Genomic DNA, 25,957 nt, shown 5'->3' on the forward strand with positions numbered 1-25,957 from the left:
TGGGAACAGAATGACGTATTTTTGTAGTTCGTCATTCCAACGCCATGCTGCCTACCGCCCACTATACTGCTTTCATCAAACGCCGGGCGGCGGAGCTGGGCTTTATGTACTGCGGTATCTCTAAGGCCGAGTTTCTGGAAGAAGAAGCTCCGCGCCTGGAAAACTGGCTAAACCGTCAGATGAACGGCCAGATGGGCTACATGGCCAACCACTTCGACAAGCGCCTGGACCCACGCCTACTCGTAGACGGCGCCAAATCCATGATTTCCCTGCTGCTGAACTACTACCCTGCTGAGGAAGACCAGCAGCCCGAAGACACCCTCAAAATCAGCAAATACGCCTACGGCCGCGACTATCACTTCGTCATTAAAGACAAACTGAAGACGCTGCTCCAGGATATGCAGCAGGAAATAGGAGAGGTAGGCGGCCGCGTATTCGTCGACTCGGCCCCGGTAATGGATAAGGTATGGGCCAAAAAGAGTGGCCTGGGCTGGGTTGGCAAAAACTCCAACCTCATTACGCCCGGTATCGGCTCCTTCTACTTCATTGCCGAGCTCATTGTAGACGTAGAACTGGACTACGACGGGCCCATCAAAGACTACTGCGGAACCTGCACCAAATGCGTAGATGCCTGCCCTACGCAGGCCATAACGGAGCCGTACGTGGTTGATGGCAGCAAATGCATCAGCTACTTCACCATTGAGCTGAAGGACCAGATTCCGCGGGAAGTAGAAGGCAAGTTCGGTAACTGGGTTTTCGGTTGCGATATCTGCCAGGACGTTTGCCCCTGGAACCGCTTTGCCAAGCCCCATCAGGAACCCCAGTTCCAGGCGCACCCCGGCCTGAAAGACCTCCGGGCCACCGACTGGCAGGAAATAACCCACGAGCTATTCTCGGAGCTATTCCGTCAGTCGGCGGTGAAACGGACGGGCTATGCGGGACTTACCCGCAATATTCGGTTTGTGACGGGGCAAGGAAACGAAGCGACAGACGCGGGCAGATAGCCAGCTAAACTGCGGGGTTAAACTGCGCAAACACGCGGTTCAGAATGTTCTGATAGATACGAGCAAATTTTTGGTAGCACCAAGTCTTCAGTTGGTGCAGCTCCTCGGCCCCTAACATACGCAGGGCCTTGCGAAGCTCTTTCTCAAAAAGGATTTTATCGAAGCTAACTTTAGTGAGGATTGTTTTGGCGTACTCCAGCATGGAATCTGCGTTTTTAGTAGTGCGGAGTGAGAAAATAAGGTAAGCAGGCGAGTTATACGCAGCTTTTAAAAAAAGTCTGCGACCAGGGGATCATAGTGTAAGCGTATTCAGAAATATACAACTAAAAATCTGATGGATACAAATGTAACTAGTAGAAACAAAAAAAGGAATGATACTAATCATTCCTTTTTCATTACTATAGGTAAAGGGGCCTAATAAGTAAATAAAGCTACTACCGCGGTGGCCTGTTCCGTTGTGACGGGTTCATCAAAGGCTTCCTGCACCGCGCGCTGTAAACGGGCACTGTCGGTGCCAAATACGGCGCCCAGCGCAGTCAGCTCGGAGAAGGTAACATTCTGTATCGGTGAAACCGGCTGGGTTAGCTGGTCTTCCTGGGCATAGGCCAGGTCGGTTTTACCGGGCAGTGGGCTACCACTGGCGCCGGGGCCTACCCAACTGCGAATAGCATCGGGGGCAGAAGCCGACTGGCGCTGGCGGCGCAGCGTGCGGATATGTGAGGCATGGCGCGCTTCCACGGAATGAATGCGTATTCCGGCTTCCAGAATGCCATTGTCGCCCTGCAGCGTGGTGATTTGTCCTTTATAGGCCCGCACCCCGGCATCTTCCAGAAACTGAGCTACCGCCAGAAATGTGTCGAAGCTGGTAAACACATCCGGAAACAGCGCCGTCTGGGTACCATTGTGGCTGCCGGTATAATCGAAGCCAGGCTTTGTGGCCAGGGTGCCACCTGAGTTCGTAATAGCAGTAGTAAGGAAATCTACGTGCTGTTGCTCGTGCTGCTGAATCGTGACAAAATCGGGGCGTACCTCTGCAGGAATAAAGCCGGCCGGTACTTTGGTACCATCGGGCTTAGCCAACTGGCCTAAAGCCGTGCGGTAGAAGTCGTTTTCCATGTGTTCCAGTAGCAGCGCCAGTTGCAGCACGTCCAGGGGCGTGTTGCGGGCAAAGGCCGGCGAGGCCAGCACCAGGCTGCCGGCTGCCAGAGGGAGGCTGGCAGCAGCCACCTTGGCGCCCATAGCGCCTATGCGCCCCAGAATAGCCCGGCGCTGGCTGGCCTGCTCATAAATTGCGGGATTCGCCTCAGCCAGCTCGGCCAAAAGTTGAAGAATATTCATGTTTTTCGAAGAGAAAAGCCGCGAGAATTAAGCCTTGGGCAGATCTGCGCCCGCAATCTTGATGACGGAATATTTATTAACTACTTCCAGCACCTGCAAAGGTGTTTTGCTGTCATCAAGACCGGCCAGCTCGCCGGAAGCAGCTACCACATCAGCGGCCGCAAAAGAACCGGGCTGCCGCAAGTCACGCACCAGGGCGGCGTGGCGCGCTTCTACGGAGGAAATCTTAGCCAGGGCCGTGAGGTAAAGCGACGTGGTGATGAGCTTGGCGGCGCCGTTATAGGCGGCCACCCCCAGGTCTTCCAGCTGTTGGGCGGCATCCAGCACGCCGGCGCGGGTGGTCAGCGTGAAGGAAGAGAAGTCGAATTCCAGATTGGTAGGCGGCGTGATGCCAACAGAGGTAAGTACCTCCCCCAGGTATTCCCGGTGCAGCACTTCATGCTCATAGAGCTGCTGAAAAATAGCTTTTTCCTCCGCGCTGAAATCCGCTGGCGGGGTTGCTACTACTTTCTGGTAGAAAGACGCTTCCATCTGTTCCAGCACGTAGGCGTAAGAAAGCACGCCTTTCTCGTCGTTGCCCAGCGTCAGGGTAGGTTCAGAGGGCGTTACGTTGTCGTCTTTACAGCCGGCCAGCAATAAAGCCGAGGTAGCGGCAGCCGCGCCGGCTACCTGAAAGAAAGAACGGCGCTGCATAGCGCGCGTCAGCAAAGAAGTAGTTTCAGAATCAGACATTGGCATTAAATACCAGCCAGCAAATGCCAGCCACCACACGGGGCCGGATAAAACAAAGGTAACCCGATAAACCGGGACGCCCAACCACAGGAGCCGCCCGGGGCTGCTAACGTTGCACCCGGCTGCCTCACATAGAAAAAGGCTGCCCCGGAGAGCAGCCTTTTAACCAGCCAGAAGGCAACTGCCTTACGACATAATGAAGGGGCCAGCAATACCTACTACGGTTTCCTGATCCAAGCCTTCATCAAAGGCTTCACTCACTTGCTCTTTGGTGTAGCCCAGTGTGGTAAGGTCTACGCCAGCCTGCATTACGTTAGCTTCTGAAGGGAAGGTAGTGGCCGGTTTGCCAGCACCGTAAACGGCAGCTACCGCGCCATTGGCTTCCGCGTTGGTAATCCAGTTGGCCTGCATCACGCCATTAGCACGGCGCATAGCCCGGATGTGTGAGGCATGGCGGGCTTCTACAGAGTGAATCTGCAGTGCCACGGTCAGGTAGTTATTGGGGTTGCCAGCTTCTTTAATCTCGCCGGCTTTGCCTTTGTAAGCCCGTACGCCGGTATCTTCCAACGACTGCGCATAGGCCAGGAAATTGGCGTAAGTATCGAAAGCAGGGCCAAAGTCGAAGCCTTTAGGCCGTGGATTTGCTTTGGCACCCAGCGCACCTTTCAGCAAGGTTACGTGGGCCGTTTCGTGCTTTTTAATGAGCTGAATAGCCGAGGTAGGCGCACCGGTAGGAATCAGGCCGGCTTTGGCCAGGGCCTGAGCATAGAAGTCTTCTTCCAGATACTCCAGCAGCAGGGCGTAGTTAAAAACGTCAAATACGTCTTTGGTGCCGGCCAGCGCTTTGTTGAAGGCCGAGCCAATAGCAATAGGAGCGGCAGCCAGTGCGGCTTTCTTGCCCATAGAGGCCAGGGTGGAGAAGATGTCGCGGCGCGAGTTCAGCTTCGCCATCGTTTCAGGCTCTACTTTCTCCAGTTCAGATAGGATATGAAACAGATTCATGGGATTCGTTCTTCAGGAGTGAGTTATTTACCTACGTTGCTGCCGCTGATGGTTTCTTTCACGAATGGCTGGGCGGCCTTCAGCACATCAGCAACCTCCATGGCTTTATCAAGACCAGTGGTGGGGTCCACGATGTCATCAGAAGCGAAGTCGCCGTTGTTGATCAGGTCGCGGATATAAGCGGCGTGGCGGGCTTCCACCGACACGATTTTACCAGCAATCAGCAGGTAGTTGGTGTCTTTGATCAACTTGCCGGCACCGTTATAAGCAGCTACTCCCAGATCTTCGAAGGTCTTGGCGTAGGTGAGCACTGAGGTACGGCTGGTGAAGTCAATCTTGCTGAAATCGGGAGTCAGGCCCTGAATGGCTTTGCCGGGTGCCGCCGTGTCAATGGCCTTCTTGAAGAAGTCGCGGTGAATGGCTTCGTGCTTGGCAATAGCCGTCATGTACTTGGTTTCGTCTGCGCTGATGCCAGCGTAGGGCGTAGCAATAACCTGCGCATAGAATGCGGCTTCCAGCTGCTCCAGCGCATAAGCGTAGTTCAGCACGCCTACATCCCCACTGCCCAGATCTACCGTGCCAGCACCTGGCGTTACATTATTATCTTCATCGTCATCACAGCCCGACAGTGCCAGCGCGGTAATACCAACGGCAGCACCGGTATACATCATGAAGGATCGGCGCTGGATTGGCGCGGTCAGGGGAGCGGCAAAACCTGCTTCCTCCTCACCGGAATGGAGTACTTTTGACATGAGAGCTAGAAATTTGGATGATGAATAGGAAACTTCAGGCAATACAAAGCCAGCACAGGCTAAAAGCTTGTTTTTCAGTGCTGAACCCGGAAAAATCCTGAATCTGACCTCACTTACGCCCTTGGCAGAAAAGCGGATTGCCAAGGCCGGAATTATGCACATAATAACTGCGAGATAATCTAATATTTGCTTGTGATTCTCCTGTAAAATGCTGATTGATAGTAAGCGAGAACGTTCAACAGGCTTTTGTGTAGTTTTGGCTTTCTGCTTTGTTGGCGCGCTATGATATCCGGCTTTCGTTGGTTTTGGTTGAGTATGGGCTTGTTGCTGCACGTTTCGGCAGCAGCGCAGATAGTCGTACCTCCAGCGGCCACCCCAACTCCGGCTACCCCCGCTCCGGCGGCTCCTGCTACCCCAACCGGTAGTGTGGCCATTGTGCTCGGGCCAACGGCATTTCCTATCAATGAGTACTTCACCATAGCTTTCCGGCTAACCGGAGCCCCCCTGGAGCGGTACTCCGCTTTTCCGGATATCGAGGGCTTCAAAAAAAGCGGCAAATCCAGCACCACTACCACGCGCATTACCAATGGCCAGACCACCACGGAACTGACTATTACTCAGCGCTACGCTGCCTTTAAGGAAGGAGAGTTTGTGCTGAAGCCCTTTACGCTCACTATCAATGGGCTTACCGCGCGTTCGGCAGGAGCTTCGCTGAAAGTATTACCCCAGCAGGCGGCTACTGCGCCCCCGGCCGGAGGGGTGGCGCCTGGCATCGGCCTGCTGGATCAGCTTTTCGGCAAGCCTAAGCCCCAGGATTTTGTTGAGCCGCGTGATAATGCCTTTCTAGCCGTAGCGCCCGATAAAACCAGCGTATATGTGGGCGAAGGTGTGAATGTGGGCCTGTATTTCTACTTGACACCCACCGACCAGGGCCTGCTGAACTTCTACAATTTTTCCAGTCAACTACCCGGAATTCTGCGGCAGCTACGGCAGCCCACCGTGTGGGAGGAACCGTTTGATGAACAGGAAGTATTGCCTGAAGCCACGGTAGTAGGTGGTAAGCCCTATTTGCGCTACCGCCTGTATGCCGCCGAGTATTATCCGCTGACGCCCCGTACCCTGCAGCTGCCCGCGGTAGCGCTGCAAATGGTGAAATACAAAGTGGCTAAAAAGCCTGAGCCCGGCCTCGATAACCGGATGGAAGGCCTGAAAACATACTTCTCCCTCCCGCGCACCATAGCCGTAAAGCCTCTGCCGTCGCACCCGCGCCGCGACGAAGCCGTGGTGGGCTCTTACCGCCTGCTGGAGTCCATTGACCGCACCAATTTCCTAACGGGCCAGGCCTTCACCTATACCCTGCGGATTGAGGGTGAAGGCAACCTCACCGCCCTGCAGGCACCTGTGCCAGCGCCTCACCCCGGCTTGGAAATCTACGGGCCGGAAGTACAGCAGGAAACCACCCGCGCCAGTGGCCGCGTAGGTGGGCGCAAAACTTTTCGCTACCGCCTGATAGCCCGCCAGCCCGGCACCGTGCCGCTGGATAGTCTGTTTTCTATTCTGACGTTTGATCCGGTGGCAGCGCGCTACGTTACCTTGCGCCCCGAACTACACGTGGTAGTAAGTGGTGCCCCGCGGATGCTGCGCACCCTCAGCGCCCGCACTTCCGACCCGTATTATGAGCAGCGCCTTTTTAATTACGATAATACCCTGCGGCCCCTGCATACGCCGGACTTTGTGCGCCGCTATGCCAACCTGCTGCTGGTTGCCCTGTTTCTGTTGACGGTAGTGGGCTGGTGGCGTGGGAATGCCGGCCCCCGGAGCTAGCTTGCGCCAGGTTTTAGCACCAGCGCTCCAGTCAGCGTTATGGTGACTTTTATTTTGACCACAGTACAGGCTCAGCCTGAATTTTTATGAGCAATACCTACGGCCGCCTGTTTCGCATTACCACATTCGGCGAGTCGCATGGGCCCGGCATTGGTGTTATTCTGGATGGGTGCCCGGCAGGTCTGGCCGTGACCACCGAAGAAATTCAGGCTGCTCTGGACCGCCGCCGTCCAGGGCAGAGCGACCTAACCACGCCCCGCAAAGAGGCCGACCAGGTAGAAGTGCTGTCGGGGTTATTCGGTGGCTATACCACGGGCACGCCCATCAGCCTGCTCATCCGCAACCAGGACCAGGCCAGCCATGACTATTCCCACATCGAGCATGCCTACCGCCCCTCCCACGCCGACTATACCTACGACCAGAAATATGGCCGCCGCGACTACCGTGGTGGAGGCCGCAGCTCGGCCCGCGAAACAGCGGCCCGCGTAGCCGCCGGTGCTATTGCCGCCGCTTTTCTGCGCCAACACGGTATTTTGGCCCAAAGCTACGTGTCGCAGGTAGGGGCCGTGCAGGTGCCCGTAGGTCATGAACAGTTGGATTGGGGGCTGATTGATACGAACCCCGTACGCTGCCCGCACCCGGAAACGGCCGAGCGCATGGCCGAGCTCATCCGCCAGACCCGTGACCGGCACGATACGGTGGGTGGCATAGTAACGGGCGTGGTGCACGGCGTGCCCGCCGGCCTGGGCGAGCCGGTGTTTGATAAGCTGCACGCCGAGTTGGGCAAAGCCATGCTGAGCATCAATGCAGTGAAGGCTTTTGAATACGGCTCCGGTTTTGCCGGCACGCTGCTATTCGGCTCTGAGCACAACGACCAGTTTTACACCGATGAAAATGGCGCGGTGCGCACCCGCACCAATCATAGCGGAGGCATTCAGGGCGGCATCAGCAACGGGCAGGAAATTTATTTTCGGGTAGCGTTTAAGCCCGTAGCCACCATTCTGCAGCCCCAGGCCACCATTAATGACCAGGGCGAGGAAATTACTCTGGCCGGCCGGGGGCGCCACGACCCCTGCGTGTTACCGCGCGCCGTTCCCATTGTAGATGCCATGACCAATCTGGTGCTGGCCGATATGCTGTTGCGCGCCCGCGCTAACCGGGTATAAGCTCTTGCTGCGTACCTTTGTAACATATGCCGCCGGTTCCTTGTTGTACTGCCGGATTCTCCAGTTCCCGCTGATTCCTAAGCCCTTCATTTCTTATGAATACTACTTCCCCTACCGCGCCGGTTTCCATCTACGCCGAAGCCTCGCCCAACCCTGAGTCCATGAAGTTTGTGCTCAACGCCACGCTGGTAAGCGAAGGTGTAAGCGTAGACTACCCGAACGTGGAGGCCGCCGCCAACTCGCCGCTGGCTCAGGAGCTATTTAACTTTGATTATGTAGGCCGCGTGTTCATTGCGCAGAACTTCGTAACCATCACCAAAACCTCCGAGCATCAGTGGACGCAGCTGATTCCGGAACTGCGCACCTTCCTGAAGTCGTACGTGGAAGCCGGTGGTCCCATCTTCACCGTAGATCCTACTGCCGAGCACAAAGCCGCCCAGACTGCCGCCGCCGGCGACTCGTCGGAGCAGGATCAGCAAACCAGCCAGAAAATCATCGACCTGCTGGAAAACTACGTGCGCCCCGCCGTGGAGCAGGATGGTGGCAACATCACCTTCCGCAGCTATAAAGACGGCGTGGTAACTGTAAACCTGCAGGGCTCCTGCTCCGGCTGTCCCTCTGCCACCGTTACGCTGAAATCAGGCATTGAAAACCTGTTGAAGCGTATGGTCCCCGAAGTAACTGAAGTTGTAGCGGAAGGCATTATTGCCCACTAATCTCATACACCAGAAACAAGAAAAGCCCGGCTAGCTAGCCGGGCTTTTCTTGTTTCTGGGTGCTATTACTGCACCGTAATGTTGCCACGAATTTCACCACCCGGTAAGGCAGTTGTGTGCAGGTTGGTATAGGTTTCGCCCGCTAGCAGTTTCGCTCCATTTTCTTCTGAAAGGGTTTCGGAGCCCGTGATGGGGGAGGTGCTGACGTTGGCAAACGGGACAATAATGGGGCCGTTGACTCCCGGTGCTGCCTGGTGAATGTGGCCGGCTGTAGGCGTCAGGCCCTGGTAGGTTACGGTGTAGCTAATCAGGCGGGTATTGGTATTATAAGTGCCCGTAAAGCTGCCAGTAGCGGTGGAGGTAGTGGCAGGTACCTCCTGTGCCCCATTGAGCGTGGCCTGCAGCTGCACGGTATTGTTAGCCAGCGTATCGTCCTCATCATCGTCGCACGCGGGGGCAGCTGCCAGCGCAAGCAATAAGCCGAAAGCATACAAGGAAGTTCTCATAAGGCTAATGGCAGGTATAGTTTTAGCAAGATGCTGGGCCGCATACACTACCATTTGCGGGTTTTCTCCCCGGCAAATGAAAAAGCCCGGGAAATATTAAAGCCAAAGTAGATATCCCCATCGAAGAAGTCGCCGGAGGTGCGTGGAATAAACAGCGGCTCAATCATGGCTTGCGCATTGGTCACGTGCAGCTGAAATACGTGGCCGCCGGTTTCTATATCGAAGCCCAAGCCCACGGAATTGCGGAAATCGTCGGCGGTGGCACCGGGTAGTACATAGTAATACTCGGCGGTAAGTGCCACGCGCTGCGTCAGTTTCTGGCGACCAGCCACGCCCAGCGCCCACACATCATTCTGGTCATGGGGGGTGTTTACCAGGTTACGGTGAATGAAGGTGGGCATGACTTGCAAAGAAAGCCGCTCTGATACCTTGCGGGCCACCAATGCCTGAGCCGTATAGGCAACGCGTGTACGAAAAGGTCGCTCGGGGCCACTGTAACGCAGGCTGGTAAGCGCGGTGGTTCCCAGCAGCGTTACCGACACTGGCACGGCTCCAGCACCGATTTGCTGTTGCAACAGGCGGTATTTCGCAAAGGCATCAAAGGTTTTTTCCAGCGAGCTGCGCCCAATGCCTACAGCCAGCCGGTCCGTAAGACCATATTCCAGCCCTAAGCGAATAGTGGCAGCATCCAGCCCAAAAAAGTTATAAGCCCCGCTATTCAGCGGCCCAAAGCGGTGCGAAATCAAAAACAGCAACACCTGCGCCTTGGGCGTTTCTACGGATTGGCCATTAATAACCCGCGTACCTTTGAAGGTAGCCGATACCGGCGCGGCGCTATCAGCCGGCACCTGCTGGTTTAGCTGCTGAAGCAGGTCCTGGCCAGGTGTATCCTGTGCCGGACTAAGCCGCGGGAGTATTCCGGCAGTGAGCAGCAGAAGAAAGAGAAACAGACGCCGGCAACGCATATGCAGCTAAGCTTAGGGTTGGGGAACAGGCGGGCACAGCATATTCACGGTCACGCCCACTGACTTGGCAATATGGTCGCGCACCAGCCGGGGAATCACAATATTGTAATCGGCCGGAGCCACGTTGAACTTAGCATTAAGCTGCAGACCGTTGCTGCGCAGCTCCAGGGTGCCGGGCACCCGCACCCGGTGCGTTACGCCGTGAATGGTCAAGTCGCCCTCGGCTTGTACCGGTTGTGGACCGCCTGCCTGCAAAGCGTTGGTGTTCAGCCCTAAGACCTTTCCTACAAATGTGGATTTCGGGTACCGGTCCGATTCCACGTAGTTTTCGTTAAAATGCTCCTGCATCAGCCCATTGGGGAATACGAAGGATTTCATGGGCACATTAAAAGCCAGCTGACCGGTGCCCAGGTCAATGATGCCGCCGGCCTTTTCGCTTTTTGCCTCAATATCTTCCAGCGGCGCAGCGGAGTAAAAGCTGATGCGCCCACTATGCGTCATGTACCGGCTCTGCCCGAAGGCCGCTGTATGCAGCAGGAGCGCTAGGAAAATCAACCGGAGCAGTTTCATCATCAGTAAGAAATCGGGGTGAGAACTCAGTTATCCGGAGCGCCGGCTTCTACCCAGGCCCGAATGGCAGCTATATCGCAGGCGCTGAGCTGCGGGGCATCCTTGGGCATGGCCGGAAAGCCCGGCGAGTGTGTGACTACGCCCAACAGGGTGCCATGCTCAGCCAGGTGCTGGACCTCATGCACATCCTCCAAGACAATGCCGCTTTCGGCTATAGCGCTGCTGTGGCAGGAAAGGCAGTTGGCCTGCAGAATAGGGGCAATGGTACCCTGGTAGGTAACGGCGGAGGTATTGCAGACCGGGGCCGGAAACAGCTCTTCGGCATTATCGTAGGCGCACCCTGTAGCCAGGCACAGTGGCCCGGCTAGCATGAGCAGTCGGCGTAACATAGAAAACAGGTTTTCAGTGTGACGTATACCTTATTTGGACGCCAGTACAGAAGGTAATAGCCGGTATTGTACCGAGAAAAACACCCCGGCGCTGCTCAGCTTCACCTTGCCATAGCCCACGCCACCCAGCGGAACTTTCACAAAAGGCTCGGCACGCACGCCCCACCGGGCCTGCAACTGCCGCTCATACCCGGCTGAGAAATTCAACACGCTCAGCGGGTGGTTGCTACCATTTACTACCTGCTTTGTGCGGCGCACCGGCTGGTTGTAATAGGTATACCAAAGCTCGTACTGCTCGTCGCGCATGAGCAGCGACGATAGGCCTGCGCTGGCAAATACCTGGTAAGTAGGCCGGTAAAGCAGCGCATAGCGTAGGTTCAGCGGAATATCCAGCATGCCGCACACAGCATATACCCGGTCCAGGGGCGTTTTGCCATATTGCACGTGGTAGTCAGAGCCGCGGGTCTCATAGCGCTTCACCGCGTGCAATATTCCCGTGTTCAAACTCAGCCGGGGCGTGAAAAAGTATTCGAGCTGCACGCCCACGTCGCGGCCGGCTCTCTCTACATCAGACATGCGTACGGCACTTACTTCCGGCGCATATTGCAGGGCCACGCCCAAGCGGTAGGCAGGAATTTGGCGCTTCTTTTTCGGGCTACTGGAAGTATCCACAGGCTCTGCAGCCGCTACCCCAGGTGCGTAAGCTACTGCCGTAGAATCAGGAGAGGAGGGAACGGAAGAAGTATCCACTGCTGCTGTTAAAGCAGAAGGGGAAGTCTGGTCCTGTTTAGCAGGAGGCAACAGCGTGACAGCGCCACTAGCCAACTCAGGCGCCGGCTTGTCCGCAATAGCCGAGCTAGCTGGCGAAGGGCTAAACTGTATAGCGGAAAGAACAGTCCTGTTAGCCGCCAGGGAGGAAGATGCCTCAGGAGTTTCTGTGGGGTACTTGGTCGGTTTAGCTCGTTTTCTAGCCGTAGGAACCAGCACCAAGAAGCGCTTTCCACGAGGAGTAATAGCCGTCTGTGGCGCTGGTTTTTCCAAGGGTACCACCACTGCCGTTGCTGGCGCTTCCGCTGCTTTTCTCCGCAAAAAGTAGGTCGGAGCTTGGACGTCAGAAGGCTCTTTAGGATGCGCAAGGCGCGGTAAAGTGCGGGGCACAGCTTGCGAAAGGCTAAACCCTTCTGCGGCGGCAACGGCCGGTTGGCGTACCCTGCGCGCGGCGGTTTCGCCCGGGGCTAGTTCCTGCAGGCTCGGCAAATAAGTAAACCACCCTATGAGCAGCAGCGCCACCAGCCCCAGCTCCACCACAAACCAGCGTAGCACGCGGCGCATGGCCAGTTGATAGCGCTCCAGGCTATTGAGCTGCAGCTCCATGCGGTGCCAGCCCTCGGTGGCATCCACGGAAGGGTAGGATCCGGCATTTCGCCGAAACAGAGCATCCAGCTCTTCATCCGATAGATTCGGCGTGGGCATATTGATTGGTGCGTTGCAAAAACTCGCGTAAATGGCCCCGGGCTTTGGAAAGGTTTGACTTGGAAGCGCCTACTGAAATGCCCAGCTGCCGGGCAATTTCCTCGTGCGTAAACCCATCCAGTACATACAGGTTAAATACTGTGCGGTAAGCCGGAGAAAGGCGTTGAATCAACGCTGTGAGGTCTTCATAGGCCAGGGCATCCAGTGGCGTGGGGGCAGCATCCGGGTAAGTAAAAGCTGCTTCCTCCAGCGCCAACTGCTGCTGATGCTTCACATGGGCCCGGTAATAATCAATAGCCGTATGAATCATAATGCTTTTCAGCCAGCCCTGAAACGAGCTTTGCAGTTCGTAACGGGTAGGGTCAAAGCGCCTGATGTCCCGGAAAAGCTTCATAAATCCATCGTTTACCACTTCCAGGGCTTCTTCCCGGTGGCGGGCATAGCGCAGACAAATGCTGAGCGCATAGCTGTAGTACCGGGTGTAGAGCTGCTGCTGACTGCGGCGCTCCATACGCTGGCAGCCTGCCAGCAGGGCAGGCAGTTGCTCAGGGTCCGGATGGGGTTGCGCAGTCACGGGGAGGGGCTTTTTTAGTAAGCTCGCAGAAAGCCTTCAGATGGTTGCCTTCATCAGATAAGTTACCAGAAAATCAGGGTAATGCCTGCGGAGGAGCTGATATCCGGAAAGCAAAAAAGCCCGGCCATAGGGCCGGGCTTTTCCCAAATTAGAGTATCAACAGACTATTGAACCGTCGTTGAGAGCTTAGGAGCATCTACACCGGCAATTTCCGTGGTGTGTTCCACACCCCGCTGACGGGCTTCCTTACGACCATACGTGTCCAGGATAATAGGTGTGGCAATGAACAGCGACGAGTACGTGCCGAAAATTACCCCCACAATCATGGCGAAGGAGAAGGAGCGCAGCGTTTCACCGCCGAAGATGTACAGTACCAATACCACCAGGAATACCGTAGTGAAGGTAATCATGGTACGGGAGAAGGTGCTGTTCAGCGCCGGGTTTACCACCTGGGCAAACGTGAGGTGCTTGTTCTCGTGCAGGTACTCCCGGATACGGTCGTAGATAACCACCGTGTCGTTCATGGAGAAGCCGATAACCGTCAGCACCGCCGCCACGAAAATCTGGTCCATCTCATAGTTCAGACCAAACAGACGGGCAATGGGGAAGGCCGCAATTACCAGCAGGGCATCGTGGAACAGGGCCACTACGGCCGCCATGGAGTACTGCCACTTTTCAAAGCGGAACAGCACGTACACGAAGATACCGAGCAGCGTGAGGCCCAGGCTCAGAATTGAGGTCTTCTTGATGTCGTCGGCAATGGTAGCGCCCACTTTCGAAGTGCTCTTGATCTGGGGCTGGTCGGCGCCGTATTTCTTCAGGCCGTTCAGCAGTGCCTGCTCTACTTTCTTGTCCGCTGCTACGCTTTCGTCATCGGCCAGGTAGCCGGTGGTGATGCGCAGACGGTTGGGCGAGCCAAAGGTTTTTACCTCGGTGCCGGCACCCTGGAAGTCTTTCTCCAAGGCAATCCGCACATCCGAAGCAACCTCAGCTTTGTTGAAGTCAACGATGTACGAACGGCCACCACGGAAGTCAACGCCCAGGTTAGGACCACCCTGGAAGTACATCAGCACAAAGCCGATAACAATGAATACCGTAGAGAAGAGGTAAGCATACTTGCGCTTGCCCACAATGTCAAACTTCAGGTTCTGGAACAGGTTGCGCGACAGCGCCGTGGTGAACTGAATCTTGCTGGTGTCTTTGCCTTTGGTCAGATATTCAATGATCAGACGTGACACGAATACCGCCGACAGGAACGAAGTAAGTACGCCAATACCCAGCGTTACCGCGAAGCTCTGTACCGGACCCGTACCGAAGAAGCCCAGAATCACCGCAATCAGCATCGTCGTCACGTTGGAGTCGAAGATGGCCGAGAAAGCGCGGGCGTAGCCTTTGTTAATGGCATCCTTCAGATGCAGACCGTGGTTCAATTCTTCCCGAATCCGCTCGAAGATCAGTACGTTGGCATCAACCGACATACCGAAGGTGAGCACCAGACCGGCAATACCGGGCAGGGTAAGGGCAGTACCAAACTGCGCCAGCACCCCCATAATCAGGAAGCCGTTGAACAGCAAAGCCGCATCAGCTACCAGACCTGCACGACCATAGTAAGCGGCCATGAAAATCATGATGATAGCCAGACCAGCCAGCGACGAGAACAGACCCTGGTTGATAGCCTCCTGACCCAAAGACGGGCCTACTACGGCTTCTTCCACAATGCGGGTAGGAGCGGGCAGTTTACCGGCCTTCAGTACGTTGGCCAAATCCTGCGCTTCTTCAATAGTAAAGTTGCCCGAAATGCTGGAGTTGCCACCGGCAATTTCCGACTGCACCACCGGTGCCGAATACACGTTGTCATCGAGCACAATGGCTACCTGACGACCAATGTTGCTGGCCGTAAGACGCTGCCACTTCTTGGCGCCCGAGGGGTTCATCTGCATCGACACCTCGGGGCGGCCGCCTTGGTCGTAGTCCTGGCGGGCATCCGATACCACGTCGCCACCCAGCGGGGCCGTAGCCTCGCGGGTTTTGCGGATAGCATACAGCTGCAGGTATTCCTGACCGTCGATAACGCTGGGCTTCACATCCCACAGGAAGGTGAGGTTAGCGGGCAATACAGCCCGTACTTCAGGGCTGCGCATCAGGGCATTCACGCGGGCAGTGTCACGCACGTTTGAGCCCAGGGCGCCGGGCATGGTAAACAGGCGGGCCAACTGGCTGCTCTGCTGCGCGGCAGCGGTGTCAGTAGTAGCTTTCGTGTCCTTCTTCTTGGCCAGCTGGCTAGCCAGGGAGGTAGAGTCGCCAGCGGCGGCTTTAGCCGAGGTGCTGTCTGTTACGGTAGCAGCGGTAGAGGTAGTAGCGGAGGTTTTGCCGGCAGCTTCCTGCGCGGTCAGTACTTCGTTCAGCTGGTTGAAGTAAGGAGCAAACTCATCAGTACGCCATACTTCCCAGAACTCCAGCTTGGCCTGACCCTGGAGGAGCTTGCGGATCCGCTCGGGGTTATCTACGCCGGGCAATTCAATCTGAATGCGGCCGGTACCTTTCACCCGCTGAATGCTGGGCTGGTTTACGCCGAACTTATCGACGCGGGTACGCAGGATATTGAAGGAGCGGTCAATGGCTTCTTCCTCTTCCTTGTCGATGGCAGCAATTACCTTTTCATCAGAGGAGTTGAAATCAATGCCGCGGCTCTTGTTGATGGTGTTAGCGAAAATGCGGGCCAACCGGTCGCCGGGGGCTACCTCCCGGAAGCTTTGAGCAAACAGGGCCGTGAAGGGCGTAGTAGGATTACCCTTCTGCAGCTGCTGAGCGCGCTGAATAGCTTGGTTGAACTTAGGGTCTTTGGAGTTGTTGGACATAGCACGCACAATCTCCACCGGCGATACTTCCAGCGTGACGTGCATACCGCCTTTCAGGTCAAGACCCAGGCCCAGTTCCTTTTCCCGAACATCCCGGTAGGTGAGGGGGCCGAATACGGGTGCCCGCCAAACCGAGTCCAGGTAGTGCTGACGCAGCTGCTGATCTACGTTGCCGTTACGGGTAGCATAGTTCACTGCTTTCTGCTGCACGTTGCGCGAGACATACGTGAGCATCAAAAAATAGGCACACAGCACGGATACAATAACCGTGAGCGTGATAATGAGTCCTTTATTACGCATTAACCAAGAAGAAAAATAGTCTGAAAAACGAGGGGAAGGGTCTAGTATCAGCCTTCGCCTGTTAAAAAACAAGCATCAGGCCGCCAGACACAGCAGCGGAAGCCAGGGCCGCTAGGGCGCGTGCGGCGAAACCGACGTGCCAAGCAGCCGGGTGCAGAACGTGCTGCTGCTAGCCGGGTCACGCGCAGGAACAGGAAGTAAGGAGGCTGCTGCCAGGGGCCAGCCCACCAGGGGGCGCACAACCGGCAGCCAAGCATCGGTAGCCGGAGCCAGCCAAACGCCCAGGGGAGCCGTTGCTTCAAAGCTTACTTTCTGTTTCACCACGGCTGCCCGGGGCGTAGCCCCAATGTGGGTTGCACGTGCCGCTGCCGGCTCCGGCAGGCGGAGCATAGCTACGGCCTGGTTGTTCAGGCCCAGCACCCAAAGCAGGGTGAGGGCGAGCAACTGCAAGCGCAAGCGCGGTACAAACGTGGTGATAGTCAGCGTCATCAGAAAATCAGGAGTGCAAATATAGCCAAATCAGCCGCTTGACGAAAGCCGCCGCGAAAACAAGCCCGCAATTCCTGCCATGCCTACCCGAATTTGGCTTCAGCCGTAGCCTCTATGCGCCATAAAAAAACCGAGCAGCCCGGTGAGAACTGCTCGGATTTAGGTAGAAAAGGAAAATAACGCTTAAGCGGACTTGGCGTCGGTAGCTACCTTGGTTTTTAGGAAGGAAACCAACACATCCAGGCCCTTATCAAAGTGGCGGTTGTTGGGAATGATGATGTCGGCGTCCTGCTTGAAGGGCTTAATGTACTTCTCGTAGGTGGGCGCCACGTGGTGCGTGTAGCGGTAGAGCACGTCTTCCAGATCATAGCCCCGCTCGTCCCGGTCGCGCACAATGCGGCGCAGCACTTTCACGTGTTCTTCGGCATCGATGTATACTTTTAGATCTAGCAGCTTGGCTACTTCCTCAAAGTAGAACACGAAAATGCCTTCTACCACCACAATAGGAGCCGGCTTAAATACCAGCTCTTTCGGCTCGACACCGGGGTTGTTGAAGGTGTACTCCGGGCGCCGCACTTCCAGCCCCTTGCTGATTTGCAGCACATCGGCCGCATAAGCTGCCGAGTCAATGGAGGAAGGCAGGTCGAAGTTGGTGACGCCGTTGCTGTCTACCGTCTGCGTTTCGCGCGGGTGGTAGTAGTTGTCCTGCGAAATGAGGCAGATTTCCTCTTTAGGAAAAGCCGCCAGCAGGCGACGCAGAAAGGTGGTTTTGCCGGAGGCGCTACCGCCCGTGATACCGACAATATAAGGATGTTGCATGGGGTGGGTTGGAGGCCCGTACCGGCAGGGCCAACCCTGCAAAAGTAGGCATTTTGCCGCTTAGCCCCGGCAGCCTCCCGAAAGATTACCTCTACACGCAGCCTTTCTGGCCTTGTAGGTCAGAGGTTTATAATTCATGCTGAAGGAAGGTAACCAGCTTTTCTACGGCCCTGGCCCGATGGCTCATGGTATTTTTTTCGGCCAGCGGCATCTCTGCGAAGGTGCGCGTGTGCTGTTCCGGCCGGAACACCGGGTCGTAGCCAAAACCACCTTCACCGTGCAGTTCCTCCGTAATCTGGCCTTCTACGGCGCCTTCAAATATCGGCCGGCGGCCATCAGGCAGCACCAGGGCTACAACCGTGCGAAATTGCGCCCGGCGGTTGGTCTGGCCCTGCAGTTCCTGCAGCAGCAGCGCTACGTTATCGGCCGGATTGCGCTGAGGGCCGGCATAACGGGCCGAGTATACGCCAGGCGCGCCATTCAGAGCTTCTACCTCCAGGCCGGTATCATCGGCAAAACAGGCCACACCGTAGTGCTCCCACACATGCTCGGCCTTCTGGCGGGCGTTGCCTTCCAGCGTTTCCTGAGTTTCCGGCAGTTCCTCCTCGCAGCCAATGTCGGCCAGGCTGAGTAGCTCGATGCCTGCAGGCAGCAACGGCCGGATTTCATCCAGTTTGTGAGCATTGTTGGAAGCAAAACAGAGACGCATGGCAGTGATATGAATAAAGGGAGAAGGTAAAAGGCGAGGGGCGAAGGTAGGACCAATGCCGATTTTTAGGCAAAAAGACCTCTAAACCACAGAAACTAGCCGTGGTTTATGCCGCTACTTTCAATTGGGTTTCAGGGTAAAACGCCTAATTAGGGAAGTAGAAGGTGTAAACCTGCGCAAAAACCGGAAAAAGCAAGTCTTTGGTTTTGAAATCCGCCGTTAGAATGTACCTTTGCACTCCCTTCCGCAAAATCGGCAGGCAGACAAGGTTTTAACGGGTATACCCATCATGAAAAAAGACATCCACCCCCAGTATCGCGAAGTGGTGTTTCAGGACACGTCGAGCGACTTCAAATTCATCACCCGTTCGACGATGACTTCGAACGAGACCATCACGATGGAAGATGGCAAGACGTACCCCGTCATCAAGGTGGAAGTTAGCTCGGCCTCGCACCCCTTCTACACCGGCAAAAACGTGTTTATCGACACCGCTGGCCGCGTTGAGAAGTTCCGCAACCGCTACCAGAAGAAAGCCTAACGAAACAGACTGCCGCTGGCCCCTGGCCTGGAGCAGTGGTTTTGTTGAGAAAATTTGAGAAACTCCCTTCCTGTACGGAAGGGAGTTTTTTATTTGCCAATTTTGCGGCGGCCGCCACTCCCCGGAGGGCTACTCAGGCGGAAATTCAACTATCCGCTATCAGCCAACCGCAATCAGATTCTGTTATGACTGTTCTGTTCTTCGACGATCCTGCTATTCGGCCGCACCTGCTGCCCTTCACCTTTACGCGCCCGGTGGCCGCGTTGCGCTGCGGCATTCTCACAGTAGCCGAAAAATGGCAGCGTCGCCTGCAGCTGGAAGAAATCTATTACCTCACCGAAGCCTACCTGCAAGCTAAGTTTCCCGCCGCCCCCGTCACCGATGGGCAGGCGCTGCTCATCAACGGGGCCGTGTGTCCCGATGACGTGCTGGCAAAGCAGGTGCAAACTCTGCAGCCCGGCCAGGCGCTCATGTGCGACGATACGCTGGTAGCCGCCTGCGTAGAGAACAGTACCTCCCTGAGCGACTTGTATGCGAATGGTTTTGCCAATGTGGTAAATGCCCTGGAACCCGTAACGGTGCTGCGCTACCCCTGGCACCTTTTCCTGCGCAACGGCAGCGAAATCCGCCGCGACTTTGCTCTGCTGACGGAAGGCCGCCAGTCGCAGCCCGTGGGTGATGCCCATACCATTGTGTACGGGGCGGAAAATATCTTCATTGAGGAAGGGGTAAAAATCAGGGCGGCTATTCTGAATGCCGAACATGGCCCGATTTACCTGGGCAAAAACTCGCAGGTGCATGAAGGGGCCATCATTAGCGGCCCCATGGCACTTTGCGAAGGGTCCCACATTAACCCCGGCGCCAAAATGCGCGGCGACAACACCGTAGGCCCACATTGTAAAGTAGGCGGCGAAGTAGGGAACAGCATTCTGCTGGGCTACTCCAACAAAGGCCACGATGGCTACCTCGGCAATTCCGTGATTGGCGAATGGTGCAACCTGGGTGCCGATACGAACACTTCTAATCTGAAGAATAACTACGCCCCGGTTAAAATCTGGAGTCATGCGGCGGGCCGTTTCGTGAACACAGGCCAGCAGTTTTGCGGGCTGATGATGGGCGACCATAGCAAGTGCGGTATCAACACCATGTTCAACACCGGCACGGTGGTGGGCGTGGCGGCCAATATTTTTGGGGCCGGTTTTCCCCGCACGTTTATCCCGAGCTTTAGCTGGGGCGGGGCCTCCGGTTTCGAAACCTTTAAGCTCCCCAAAGTGACCGAAGTAGCGGAACGTGTAATGGCGCGCCGCCAGATGGACTACGATGCTACCGAGCAGGCTATTATGCTGGAAGTGTACGCCGCCACGGCCAAAGACCGGGTATGGGAGCGGGCAGTACTACCTACTGAGCCGCAAACCAACGTGGAACTGTAAAACAGGTAGTGTGCGCGGGCCGCAACAGTGGACTCTTATCAGTGTATTCCCAAGTCAGTATAAACACCAGTGGTGATTTGCTATGAAACAATACGGACTCGTTTGCTTACTGCTATTCTGCGGGCTTCCTGGCTTCGGACAAGGGCGGGACACAGTGTTTGCAGTGCATAAGCTGTTTGCGCAGAAGCGCGGCAGCGGTGCGGGTTGGGTAACTACCGGCGCAGAAGTGGCTTACGATGCAAGTGTGGGTTGGCGGGCCATTGGGTCAAAATCGGAGAAGGCCACAGCGGCCATAGTACATGGCGGTGTACCAATGGTTGTAGGTACTTGGCAGATGCTGCGCTTTAGCGCCGAGCGGGAAGCAGTCGTTATTAAAAGCTACCAAGAAGGTTGGTCGATTCCGGCTGACATCCGCAGTAGGCTGCGTCGCAAACATTTCCGCCTAACCGCCCGCGACTTAAGCAAGCTTTAGATTTCAAGAGCAGAATTAAACAATGCGTTTTTCCGAAATCCCTGGTCAGCAGAGCGTCAAGCAATTATTGTTGCAGAGTGTGCAGCGCCAGCACGTAGCCCACGCGCAGCTGTTTCGCGGGGACGAGGGCTCGGCGGCGCTGGCACTGGCTTTGGCCTATGCTACGTACCTGAACTGCGAGAATCAGCAGCCGGAGGATTCCTGCGGCCGGTGCCCCAGCTGTCAGAAAATCGACAAGCTGATTCACCCTGACCTGAACTTCATTTTTCCCGTCACTACCACCAAAACGGTGGCTAAGGATGCCGTGAGCAGCAGGTTTGCGGGGGATTGGCGCGCATTTGTGCTGGAGAATCCCTACCAGAGCCTCAACGACTGGATGCAGCACATTGGGGCCGAAAACAAGCAGGGCAGTATTTCCAAAGAAGAAAGTTTACAGCTGCTGAAGCTGGTGTCGCTGAAAGCTTTCGAGGCCAAATTTAAAATCGTCATTATCTGGCTACCAGAACTGATGCACCCGGCCGCGGCCAATGCCGTGCTGAAGCTGCTGGAAGAGCCACCACCCGCCACGGTGTTCCTGCTGGTAAGCTCTGCGCCGGAACAGTTGCTGCCTACCATCATCAGTCGGGTGCAGCCCGTGGTGGTGCGTGCCTTGGCAGAGGACGAGCTGACCACCTGGCTGCGCGACGTGCACCAGGTGCCCGAGGTGAAAGCCCGGCAGATTGCCCAGCTGGCTGAAGGGCGTCCCGGCATGGCACTGGCCCTGCGCGAAGCCGCCACTGACCACGACTACTTCGAGTTTTTTGTGGCGTGGATGCGCATGTGCTTCAGCTTTAAAGTGAATGACATGCTGGCCAAAGGAGAAGAGTTTCAGAAGCTGGGCCGCGAAAACCAGAAGGAGTTCCTGCACTATGCCTTGGTGGTGCTGCGCAAAGTTTTGCTCTTTGGTATTGATGTGCAGCTGGTACCTCACCTGGCGGCTAAGGAAGAGCAATTCATGAAAGGCTTTAGCCGCTTCGTCACGCCCCGCAACGCCGACCTGCTCACGCGCGAACTGAACGATGCGCACTACCACATCGAGCGAAATGCCAACCCTAAAATGGTGTTCCTGGATACCTCGCTGCGAGTAGGCGAGCTGTTAAAAACGGCCTCCTAAGGTTTCAAAGGCAGAAAGTATAGGTTGCTAAATAGATATAGCTACTGCTAAATCAGCTATAGGCAGTACCTGGAAAATGCGTATTGTACCTTTGTTAGGCGCAAGAAAATGAAAATCGGGTTTCGGTGGCCATTGCATGCGTAACTTTTAGAAAATACAGCGGCCGCTTTCCTCCTTAATTCCGGCCGCCGCTGGTTTGCCAACCTGTTAGTAAGTAACAAATGAAGCCCATCCGCATAGGTACCCGTGGTAGCAAGCTGGCGCTGTGGCAGGCTAACCACGTAGCCGACGAGCTGCAGCAAGCCGGGCTTGCCACCGAAATTGTCATCATCACTACCAAAGGCGACGTAGTGCTGGACCGCTCCCTGGATAAAATAGGGGCGAAAGGCGTGTTCACCGAGGAGTTAGAAGTAGGCCTGCGCACCGGCCACGTAGATATTGCAGTGCACAGCGCCAAAGATGTGCAGAGTAGCATTCCTGAAGACCTGGAGCTATTGGCCTTTATGCGCCGCGAGCGGGTGAATGATGTGGTGGTCAGCTTTGATACCACCTTCGATATCCATCGTCCCGACCTGGTGCTGGGTACCAGCAGCACGCGCCGTAAGGCTATGCTGCAGCGCTTTTATCCTAACGCCACCACCGCCGAGTCCCGTGGCAACCTGCAAACCCGCCTGCGCAAGCTGGAAGAAGGCCAGTATCACGCCCTGGTACTAGCCTACGCCGGTGTACACCGCATGGAATACGATAGCCTGATCCGGCACGTGCTGCCTGAAACGCAGTTTGTACCGGCTACCGGCCAGGGGAGTGTCGCTATTGAGTGTGCCCGCAACCTGGATGCTGATCTGAAAGCACAAATTAAAGACGTGCTCGACCATCAGGCCACCCACATCTGTCTGCTGGCTGAGCGTGCTTTTCTGCGCACCATGGAAGGTGGTTGCAGCATCCCCTCCTTTGCCTTGGCTACCTTTGAGCTACAAGGTGTGCTACAGCTGCATGGCGGCCTCATCAGCCTCAATGGCGAGCATTATATCGATGAAAAGCTCACTACTGCTAATGCCCAACACGCCGAAGACCTGGGCGTACAGGTGGCAGAAAGCGTGCTGAGTCGCGGCGGCCAGGAAATTCTGGCTGCAATCCGGCAGGAACGGCAGTAAAGCCAATAAAGAACAAAAAGGGGTAAGGCCAAGTGGCCTTACCCCTTTTTGTTTCTGCCCAGCAGCGCGTATAAAATCAGCGCCAACACAGCCCCACTGGTATCAGCCAGCATATCTTTCTGCGCGTCCCAAATGTCGCCCTGGCTGCCGAGGAAAGCTGCACCGGCCGTGCCACCGGCCGTTACGGCATAAATCCATTCAATGATTTCGTAGGCCATAGCCACCGTGCCAATTACGCAGAGCGGAAATAGGTAGCTGATTACGCGGCTGCGGATCAGGTTGCGCTGGTCAGTATACTCAATGAGGGCGTAGGCGAAGAAGCCCACGGAAACGTGCGCCACCCGGTCGTACATGTTCCGCTTAAAGCCGAATAAGTTGCTGAACCAATCGAAAGGCACTTTTTCGAAGGTATAATGGCCACCGATGGTATGCATGAAAATGAGCACGCTCATCAGCGCGTAAGCCAGATTAGAGAACTGCACCCCGCGCACGTAGAGTACCACCAGCGCCACCACAATCAGAAAAATGGGCAGGTTTTCAGCCCACCAGGTGCCGCGCTCGGCAGGCGTAATCCCCAGCAACACAAACTCTATGAGGTATATGGCGAGCAGCAGCTTGGGAAACCAGGAAGGGTTAGGCACGGCAGTGGAAGCGGGTAGGACGTGGTCCATAGGTGGAAGGTGGTGAGAAAGCGAAGTAAGCGTGCGTCCGGAAGGGAAAGCTGATATCTTGTCGCCTGATTTCAGCCCTTTACTCTATGTTGATGCCTCTGGTTACTTCCCGCCTGCTGCTGCGCCCCTGGCAGCCTACAGATGGGCAGGCCCTGTTGGCACTTATAGATGCCGAGCGGCCCCGCATTCTGGCTGATTTTCCCAATACCACCGCGGCGGTACAGGACCTGTCGTCGGCAGACGAGTTCATCAGCAGGAAACGGCAGGAGTGGGAGCAGCACCAGGCCTTTCAGCTCAGCATTTGGCTGCGCGAAACCGAGCAGCTGCTGGGTTTCATCAGCTTTAAGCCCGTTGATTGGTCAGTGCCGAAATCGGAGTTGGCGTATTTGGTGGCGGCCGGGTACGAAGGGCGCGGCTTGATGACGGAAGCCGGGCTGGCAACTCTGCAATGGGGCTTTGAAGAGTTAGGGCTAGCGCGGGTGTTCTGCTATATCAAGCCTCAAAATGCCCGCAGCCTGGCTTTGGCTAAGCGGCTGGGGTTTCAAACGGAAGGACTGCTGCGGGGCAACTTCCGGAGCGGCACCGGGCAGCTCACCGATTCCGTCGTTTGCGGCCTGCTGAATCCCGCGACAGTACTTCCACCGGCCGGAACCGCACCGTTCTAGGCCCCGTAGGTCTTTGTCAAGCGTACCTCTTTACTTTGTTATATGAACCATGTTTTTCGCCGGGCCCTGCTGATAGGGTTGTTTCTTCTGATGGTGGTTTCTGCATTGCAGGCTGCCAAAGTACCTAAACGCAGTAAAAAAGATGAGCTGGTCACTATCAGCACGCCGCAGGGTGACATCCGGCTTATTCTCTTTGACTTGACGCCCGGCCACAAAGCCAACTTCCTGAAGCTGGCGAAAAGCGGCTTTTATGATGGCACCACCTTTCACCGCATCATCCCACAATTCATGGTGCAGGGCGGCGACCCGAACACCAAGGACAGTGACCCCAGCAACGACGGCATGGGCCCAGCCGGCGAGAAAACCATTCCCGCCGAAATCCGGCCCGAGCTACACCATAAATACGGTGCCGTAGCCGCTGCCCGCCAGGGCGACTTCGTAAACCCCACCAAAGCCAGCAGTGCCTCGCAGTTCTACATTGTGCAGAACCACAACGGCACGCCCCATCTGGATGGCAATTATACCGTGTATGGGCAGGTAATCAGTGGCCTGGATGTAGTTGATAAAATTGCGCAGCAGCCCAAAGACGAGCGTGACCGGCCACTGACGGATGTGAAAATGAAGGTGAAAGTAGAGAAGCTTAAAAAGAAGAAAATCACAGAGCTCTACGGCTATCAGTATCAATAAAAAGACCTTAGCTACCTCTATGCGCATCCTTCTGACCGGTTCTAATGGCTTGCTGGGGCAAAAGCTGGTTGCCCTGCTCCGGCAGCAGCGTGAGGTAGAATTAATTGCTACCTCACGCGGGACCAATAAACTGGCCGGTCTGTATCCGGAGGTGCGCTTTGTGCCGTTGGACGTAACCAACCGGGAGCAGGTGCAGCAGGTCCTGGCCCGGGAGCAGCCCACGCACCTGATCCATACCGCGGCCATGACTAACGTGGATGAGTGCGAACTGAACCAGAAGGCCTGCTGGCTGCAAAACGTGACGGCCGTAGAATACCTGGTAGAAGCCTGCGCGCAACTCGGTATTCATCTGCTGCACGTTAGTACCGATTTTATTTTCAGCGGCGAAGAAGGGCCGCTGGCGGAAGACGCCTTGCCGGCGCCCATCAATTTTTACGGGCAAAGCAAGCTAGCCGCGGAAAAAGCAGTACAGGCCAGCCTCGGGCCGTGGGCTATTCTGCGCACCGTACTGGTGTATGGCACCGCCCACGACTACGGCCGTACCAACATTGTGCTCTGGGTGCGCGACTCGTTGCGGGCCGGCAAAACCATTCAGGTGGTCGATGACCAGTTCCGTACTCCCACCCTGGCAGAAGATCTGGCGCAGGGCTGCTGGCTGGCGGCCAAACACAATGCCACCGGTATCTACCACATCAGCAGCGACGAACTTCTGACCCCTTACCAGATGGCCATCCGTGTGGCCGATTATTTCCAACTGGATAAGTCGCTCATTCAAAAGGTAGACGCCAGCATGTTTACCCAGCCGGCGCGCCGCCCGCCACGTACGGGCTTCATTATTACCAAAGCACGCCGGGAACTGGGCTATCAACCGCATACTTTTGAAGACGGAATTGCGCTGCTGGCCCTGCAAACAGCTTAAATCAAGTTCTACTAGCCGGAGAGGGGAGAAAGCAAAGTCAGGGTGAGAACCTTGGTTTGCCCTACTCGTTTTTTATCTTGCC

The 25,957-nt window shown here is 56.0% G+C and carries 28 protein-coding genes; 12 read left to right on the forward strand and 16 right to left on the reverse strand.

Annotated features, from left to right (window positions below; all coding sequences use genetic code 11):
• Window positions 1-44: 44 nt before the first annotated feature.
• Window positions 45-1,004 (forward strand): tRNA epoxyqueuosine(34) reductase QueG, encoded by a 960-nt coding sequence (queG, locus tag Q4G72_RS05240; protein ID WP_303310351.1) that lies wholly within the window; start codon window positions 45-47, stop codon window positions 1,002-1,004.
• 4 nt (window positions 1,005-1,008) lie between these two features.
• On the opposite strand, the gene Q4G72_RS05245 is transcribed toward queG, so the two are convergent.
• From Q4G72_RS05245 to Q4G72_RS05265, 5 genes are all read right to left on the reverse strand, one after another.
• Window positions 1,009-1,206, reverse strand: a complete 198-nt coding sequence (locus Q4G72_RS05245; protein WP_303310352.1) for a hypothetical protein — start codon at window positions 1,204-1,206, stop codon at window positions 1,009-1,011.
• A 212-nt stretch (window positions 1,207-1,418) separates the two neighbouring features.
• Window positions 1,419-2,342, reverse strand: coding sequence for a ferritin-like domain-containing protein (locus Q4G72_RS05250; protein WP_303310353.1), 924 nt, complete (start codon window positions 2,340-2,342; stop codon window positions 1,419-1,421).
• 27 nt (window positions 2,343-2,369) lie between these two features.
• Window positions 2,370-3,074 carry a ferritin-like domain-containing protein gene (locus Q4G72_RS05255; RefSeq protein ID WP_303310354.1) on the reverse strand — a complete coding sequence of 235 codons (705 nt, stop codon included), beginning with the start codon at window positions 3,072-3,074 and terminating at the stop codon, window positions 2,370-2,372.
• Window positions 3,075-3,260: 186 nt separating this feature from the next.
• Window positions 3,261-4,076 (reverse strand): ferritin-like domain-containing protein, encoded by an 816-nt coding sequence (locus Q4G72_RS05260; protein ID WP_303310355.1) that lies wholly within the window; start codon window positions 4,074-4,076, stop codon window positions 3,261-3,263.
• A 23-nt stretch (window positions 4,077-4,099) separates the two neighbouring features.
• The gene (locus Q4G72_RS05265; RefSeq protein ID WP_303310356.1) at window positions 4,100-4,828 is read right to left on the reverse strand and encodes a ferritin-like domain-containing protein; all 729 of its coding nucleotides are present in this window, start codon (window positions 4,826-4,828) and stop codon (window positions 4,100-4,102) included.
• A 282-nt stretch (window positions 4,829-5,110) separates the two neighbouring features.
• On the opposite strand from Q4G72_RS05265, the gene Q4G72_RS05270 reads away from it, so the two are divergent.
• The 3 genes from Q4G72_RS05270 (at window position 5,111) to Q4G72_RS05280 (ending at window position 8,534) form a co-directional block, all read left to right on the forward strand.
• The gene (locus Q4G72_RS05270; RefSeq protein WP_303310357.1) at window positions 5,111-6,652 is read left to right on the forward strand and encodes a BatD family protein; all 1,542 of its coding nucleotides are present in this window, start codon (window positions 5,111-5,113) and stop codon (window positions 6,650-6,652) included.
• 86 nt (window positions 6,653-6,738) lie between these two features.
• Complete coding sequence (gene aroC / locus Q4G72_RS05275; protein ID WP_303310358.1) at window positions 6,739-7,818, forward strand: chorismate synthase; 1,080 nt, start codon at window positions 6,739-6,741, stop codon at window positions 7,816-7,818.
• Window positions 7,819-7,913: 95 nt separating this feature from the next.
• Complete coding sequence (locus Q4G72_RS05280) at window positions 7,914-8,534, forward strand: NifU family protein (RefSeq protein WP_303310359.1); 621 nt, start codon at window positions 7,914-7,916, stop codon at window positions 8,532-8,534.
• Between the two features lie 65 nt (window positions 8,535-8,599).
• Here the strand turns inward: Q4G72_RS05280 and Q4G72_RS05285 are convergent, their stop codons facing one another.
• The 10 genes from Q4G72_RS05285 to Q4G72_RS05330 form a co-directional block, all read right to left on the reverse strand.
• Window positions 8,600-9,040, reverse strand: coding sequence for a CHRD domain-containing protein (locus tag Q4G72_RS05285; protein WP_303310360.1), 441 nt, complete (start codon window positions 9,038-9,040; stop codon window positions 8,600-8,602).
• 47 nt (window positions 9,041-9,087) lie between these two features.
• Entirely contained in the window at window positions 9,088-10,005 is a 918-nt protein-coding gene (locus Q4G72_RS05290; RefSeq protein ID WP_303310361.1) for a DUF5777 family beta-barrel protein, read from the reverse strand.
• 12 nt (window positions 10,006-10,017) lie between these two features.
• Window positions 10,018-10,578 (reverse strand): YceI family protein, encoded by a 561-nt coding sequence (locus tag Q4G72_RS05295; RefSeq protein WP_303310362.1) that lies wholly within the window; start codon window positions 10,576-10,578, stop codon window positions 10,018-10,020.
• Window positions 10,579-10,601: 23 nt separating this feature from the next.
• Window positions 10,602-10,964 (reverse strand): c-type cytochrome, encoded by a 363-nt coding sequence (locus Q4G72_RS05300; protein WP_303310363.1) that lies wholly within the window; start codon window positions 10,962-10,964, stop codon window positions 10,602-10,604.
• 30 nt (window positions 10,965-10,994) lie between these two features.
• Complete coding sequence (locus tag Q4G72_RS05305) at window positions 10,995-12,437, reverse strand: porin family protein (RefSeq protein WP_303310364.1); 1,443 nt, start codon at window positions 12,435-12,437, stop codon at window positions 10,995-10,997.
• On the reverse strand, window positions 12,412-13,011 hold the full coding sequence (locus tag Q4G72_RS05310) for an RNA polymerase sigma factor (protein ID WP_303310365.1): 600 nt from the start codon (window positions 13,009-13,011) through the stop codon (window positions 12,412-12,414). Before Q4G72_RS05310 ends, Q4G72_RS05305 begins: the two co-directional genes overlap by 26 nt.
• A 164-nt stretch (window positions 13,012-13,175) precedes the next feature.
• A complete protein-coding gene (gene secDF, locus Q4G72_RS05315) occupies window positions 13,176-16,169 on the reverse strand; it encodes a protein translocase subunit SecDF (protein ID WP_303310366.1) in 2,994 nt (997 codons plus the stop codon).
• Between the two features lie 111 nt (window positions 16,170-16,280).
• Window positions 16,281-16,658 carry a hypothetical protein gene (locus tag Q4G72_RS05320; protein WP_303310367.1) on the reverse strand — a complete coding sequence of 126 codons (378 nt, stop codon included), beginning with the start codon at window positions 16,656-16,658 and terminating at the stop codon, window positions 16,281-16,283.
• 183 nt (window positions 16,659-16,841) lie between these two features.
• Complete coding sequence (udk, locus tag Q4G72_RS05325) at window positions 16,842-17,477, reverse strand: uridine kinase (protein WP_303310368.1); 636 nt, start codon at window positions 17,475-17,477, stop codon at window positions 16,842-16,844.
• A 127-nt stretch (window positions 17,478-17,604) separates the two neighbouring features.
• Window positions 17,605-18,186 carry a non-canonical purine NTP diphosphatase gene (locus Q4G72_RS05330; RefSeq protein ID WP_303310369.1) on the reverse strand — a complete coding sequence of 194 codons (582 nt, stop codon included), beginning with the start codon at window positions 18,184-18,186 and terminating at the stop codon, window positions 17,605-17,607.
• Between the two features lie 289 nt (window positions 18,187-18,475).
• Between Q4G72_RS05330 and Q4G72_RS05335 the strand changes: the two genes are divergently transcribed.
• The 5 genes from Q4G72_RS05335 to hemC all read left to right on the forward strand — a co-directional run bounded on the left by Q4G72_RS05335 (window position 18,476) and on the right by hemC (window position 22,933).
• Window positions 18,476-18,724, forward strand: a complete 249-nt coding sequence (locus tag Q4G72_RS05335; RefSeq protein ID WP_121235733.1) for a type B 50S ribosomal protein L31 — start codon at window positions 18,476-18,478, stop codon at window positions 18,722-18,724.
• 185 nt (window positions 18,725-18,909) lie between these two features.
• A complete protein-coding gene (locus Q4G72_RS05340; protein ID WP_303310370.1) occupies window positions 18,910-20,154 on the forward strand; it encodes a GlmU family protein in 1,245 nt (414 codons plus the stop codon).
• Between the two features lie 82 nt (window positions 20,155-20,236).
• On the forward strand, window positions 20,237-20,626 hold the full coding sequence (locus Q4G72_RS05345; RefSeq protein WP_303310371.1) for a hypothetical protein: 390 nt from the start codon (window positions 20,237-20,239) through the stop codon (window positions 20,624-20,626).
• Between the two features lie 22 nt (window positions 20,627-20,648).
• Window positions 20,649-21,779 (forward strand): DNA polymerase III subunit, encoded by a 1,131-nt coding sequence (locus Q4G72_RS05350; protein WP_303310372.1) that lies wholly within the window; start codon window positions 20,649-20,651, stop codon window positions 21,777-21,779.
• A gap of 221 nt (window positions 21,780-22,000) precedes the next feature.
• Window positions 22,001-22,933, forward strand: coding sequence for a hydroxymethylbilane synthase (gene hemC / locus Q4G72_RS05355; RefSeq protein WP_303310373.1), 933 nt, complete (start codon window positions 22,001-22,003; stop codon window positions 22,931-22,933).
• Between the two features lie 38 nt (window positions 22,934-22,971).
• On the opposite strand, the gene Q4G72_RS05360 is transcribed toward hemC, so the two are convergent.
• Window positions 22,972-23,604 (reverse strand): DUF2238 domain-containing protein, encoded by a 633-nt coding sequence (locus Q4G72_RS05360; RefSeq protein WP_303310374.1) that lies wholly within the window; start codon window positions 23,602-23,604, stop codon window positions 22,972-22,974.
• Between the two features lie 86 nt (window positions 23,605-23,690).
• On the opposite strand from Q4G72_RS05360, the gene Q4G72_RS05365 reads away from it, so the two are divergent.
• The 3 genes from Q4G72_RS05365 to Q4G72_RS05375 are packed head-to-tail and all read left to right on the forward strand — an operon-like array spanning window position 23,691 to window position 25,875.
• Window positions 23,691-24,269: a GNAT family N-acetyltransferase gene (locus tag Q4G72_RS05365; RefSeq protein WP_303310375.1), complete on the forward strand. Its 579-nt coding sequence runs from the start codon at window positions 23,691-23,693 to the stop codon at window positions 24,267-24,269.
• 42 nt (window positions 24,270-24,311) lie between these two features.
• Window positions 24,312-24,956 (forward strand): peptidylprolyl isomerase, encoded by a 645-nt coding sequence (locus Q4G72_RS05370; protein ID WP_303310376.1) that lies wholly within the window; start codon window positions 24,312-24,314, stop codon window positions 24,954-24,956.
• A 19-nt stretch (window positions 24,957-24,975) separates the two neighbouring features.
• The gene (locus Q4G72_RS05375; RefSeq protein WP_303310377.1) at window positions 24,976-25,875 is read left to right on the forward strand and encodes an SDR family oxidoreductase; all 900 of its coding nucleotides are present in this window, start codon (window positions 24,976-24,978) and stop codon (window positions 25,873-25,875) included.
• Window positions 25,876-25,957 lie beyond the last annotated feature (82 nt).

Origin of the sequence: Hymenobacter sp. BT730, assembly GCF_030542105.1 — a bacterium.
Taxonomy (GTDB): Bacteria; Bacteroidota; Bacteroidia; order Cytophagales; family Hymenobacteraceae; genus Hymenobacter.

Excerpts from the sequence above, each read along its gene's own strand:
- queG (WP_303310351.1), top strand. The coding sequence starts at position 45 with ATGCTGCCTACCGCCCACTATACTGCTTTCATCAAACGCCGGGCGGCG.
- Q4G72_RS05330 (WP_303310369.1), bottom strand. The coding sequence starts at position 18,186 with ATGCGTCTCTGTTTTGCTTCCAACAATGCTCACAAACTGGATGAAATC.
- Q4G72_RS05305 (WP_303310364.1), bottom strand. The coding sequence starts at position 12,437 with ATGCCCACGCCGAATCTATCGGATGAAGAGCTGGATGCTCTGTTTCGG.
- Q4G72_RS05250 (WP_303310353.1), bottom strand. The coding sequence starts at position 2,342 with ATGAATATTCTTCAACTTTTGGCCGAGCTGGCTGAGGCGAATCCCGCA.
- Q4G72_RS05270 (WP_303310357.1), top strand. The coding sequence starts at position 5,111 with ATGATATCCGGCTTTCGTTGGTTTTGGTTGAGTATGGGCTTGTTGCTG.
- Q4G72_RS05320 (WP_303310367.1), bottom strand. The coding sequence starts at position 16,658 with ATGACGCTGACTATCACCACGTTTGTACCGCGCTTGCGCTTGCAGTTG.
- Q4G72_RS05280 (WP_303310359.1), top strand. The coding sequence starts at position 7,914 with ATGAATACTACTTCCCCTACCGCGCCGGTTTCCATCTACGCCGAAGCC.
- udk (WP_303310368.1), bottom strand. The coding sequence starts at position 17,477 with ATGCAACATCCTTATATTGTCGGTATCACGGGCGGTAGCGCCTCCGGC.
- Q4G72_RS05360 (WP_303310374.1), bottom strand. The coding sequence starts at position 23,604 with ATGGACCACGTCCTACCCGCTTCCACTGCCGTGCCTAACCCTTCCTGG.
- Q4G72_RS05365 (WP_303310375.1), top strand. The coding sequence starts at position 23,691 with ATGTTGATGCCTCTGGTTACTTCCCGCCTGCTGCTGCGCCCCTGGCAG.
- secDF (WP_303310366.1), bottom strand. The coding sequence starts at position 16,169 with ATGCGTAATAAAGGACTCATTATCACGCTCACGGTTATTGTATCCGTG.
- Q4G72_RS05290 (WP_303310361.1), bottom strand. The coding sequence starts at position 10,005 with ATGCGTTGCCGGCGTCTGTTTCTCTTTCTTCTGCTGCTCACTGCCGGA.
- Q4G72_RS05295 (WP_303310362.1), bottom strand. The coding sequence starts at position 10,578 with ATGATGAAACTGCTCCGGTTGATTTTCCTAGCGCTCCTGCTGCATACA.
- Q4G72_RS05260 (WP_303310355.1), bottom strand. The coding sequence starts at position 4,076 with ATGAATCTGTTTCATATCCTATCTGAACTGGAGAAAGTAGAGCCTGAA.
- Q4G72_RS05370 (WP_303310376.1), top strand. The coding sequence starts at position 24,312 with ATGAACCATGTTTTTCGCCGGGCCCTGCTGATAGGGTTGTTTCTTCTG.
- Q4G72_RS05255 (WP_303310354.1), bottom strand. The coding sequence starts at position 3,074 with ATGTCTGATTCTGAAACTACTTCTTTGCTGACGCGCGCTATGCAGCGC.
- Q4G72_RS05245 (WP_303310352.1), bottom strand. The coding sequence starts at position 1,206 with ATGCTGGAGTACGCCAAAACAATCCTCACTAAAGTTAGCTTCGATAAA.
- hemC (WP_303310373.1), top strand. The coding sequence starts at position 22,001 with ATGAAGCCCATCCGCATAGGTACCCGTGGTAGCAAGCTGGCGCTGTGG.
- Q4G72_RS05350 (WP_303310372.1), top strand. The coding sequence starts at position 20,649 with ATGCGTTTTTCCGAAATCCCTGGTCAGCAGAGCGTCAAGCAATTATTG.
- Q4G72_RS05335 (WP_121235733.1), top strand. The coding sequence starts at position 18,476 with ATGAAAAAAGACATCCACCCCCAGTATCGCGAAGTGGTGTTTCAGGAC.
- Q4G72_RS05300 (WP_303310363.1), bottom strand. The coding sequence starts at position 10,964 with ATGTTACGCCGACTGCTCATGCTAGCCGGGCCACTGTGCCTGGCTACA.
- Q4G72_RS05285 (WP_303310360.1), bottom strand. The coding sequence starts at position 9,040 with ATGAGAACTTCCTTGTATGCTTTCGGCTTATTGCTTGCGCTGGCAGCT.
- Q4G72_RS05375 (WP_303310377.1), top strand. The coding sequence starts at position 24,976 with ATGCGCATCCTTCTGACCGGTTCTAATGGCTTGCTGGGGCAAAAGCTG.
- aroC (WP_303310358.1), top strand. The coding sequence starts at position 6,739 with ATGAGCAATACCTACGGCCGCCTGTTTCGCATTACCACATTCGGCGAG.
- Q4G72_RS05340 (WP_303310370.1), top strand. The coding sequence starts at position 18,910 with ATGACTGTTCTGTTCTTCGACGATCCTGCTATTCGGCCGCACCTGCTG.
- Q4G72_RS05265 (WP_303310356.1), bottom strand. The coding sequence starts at position 4,828 with ATGTCAAAAGTACTCCATTCCGGTGAGGAGGAAGCAGGTTTTGCCGCT.
- Q4G72_RS05345 (WP_303310371.1), top strand. The coding sequence starts at position 20,237 with ATGAAACAATACGGACTCGTTTGCTTACTGCTATTCTGCGGGCTTCCT.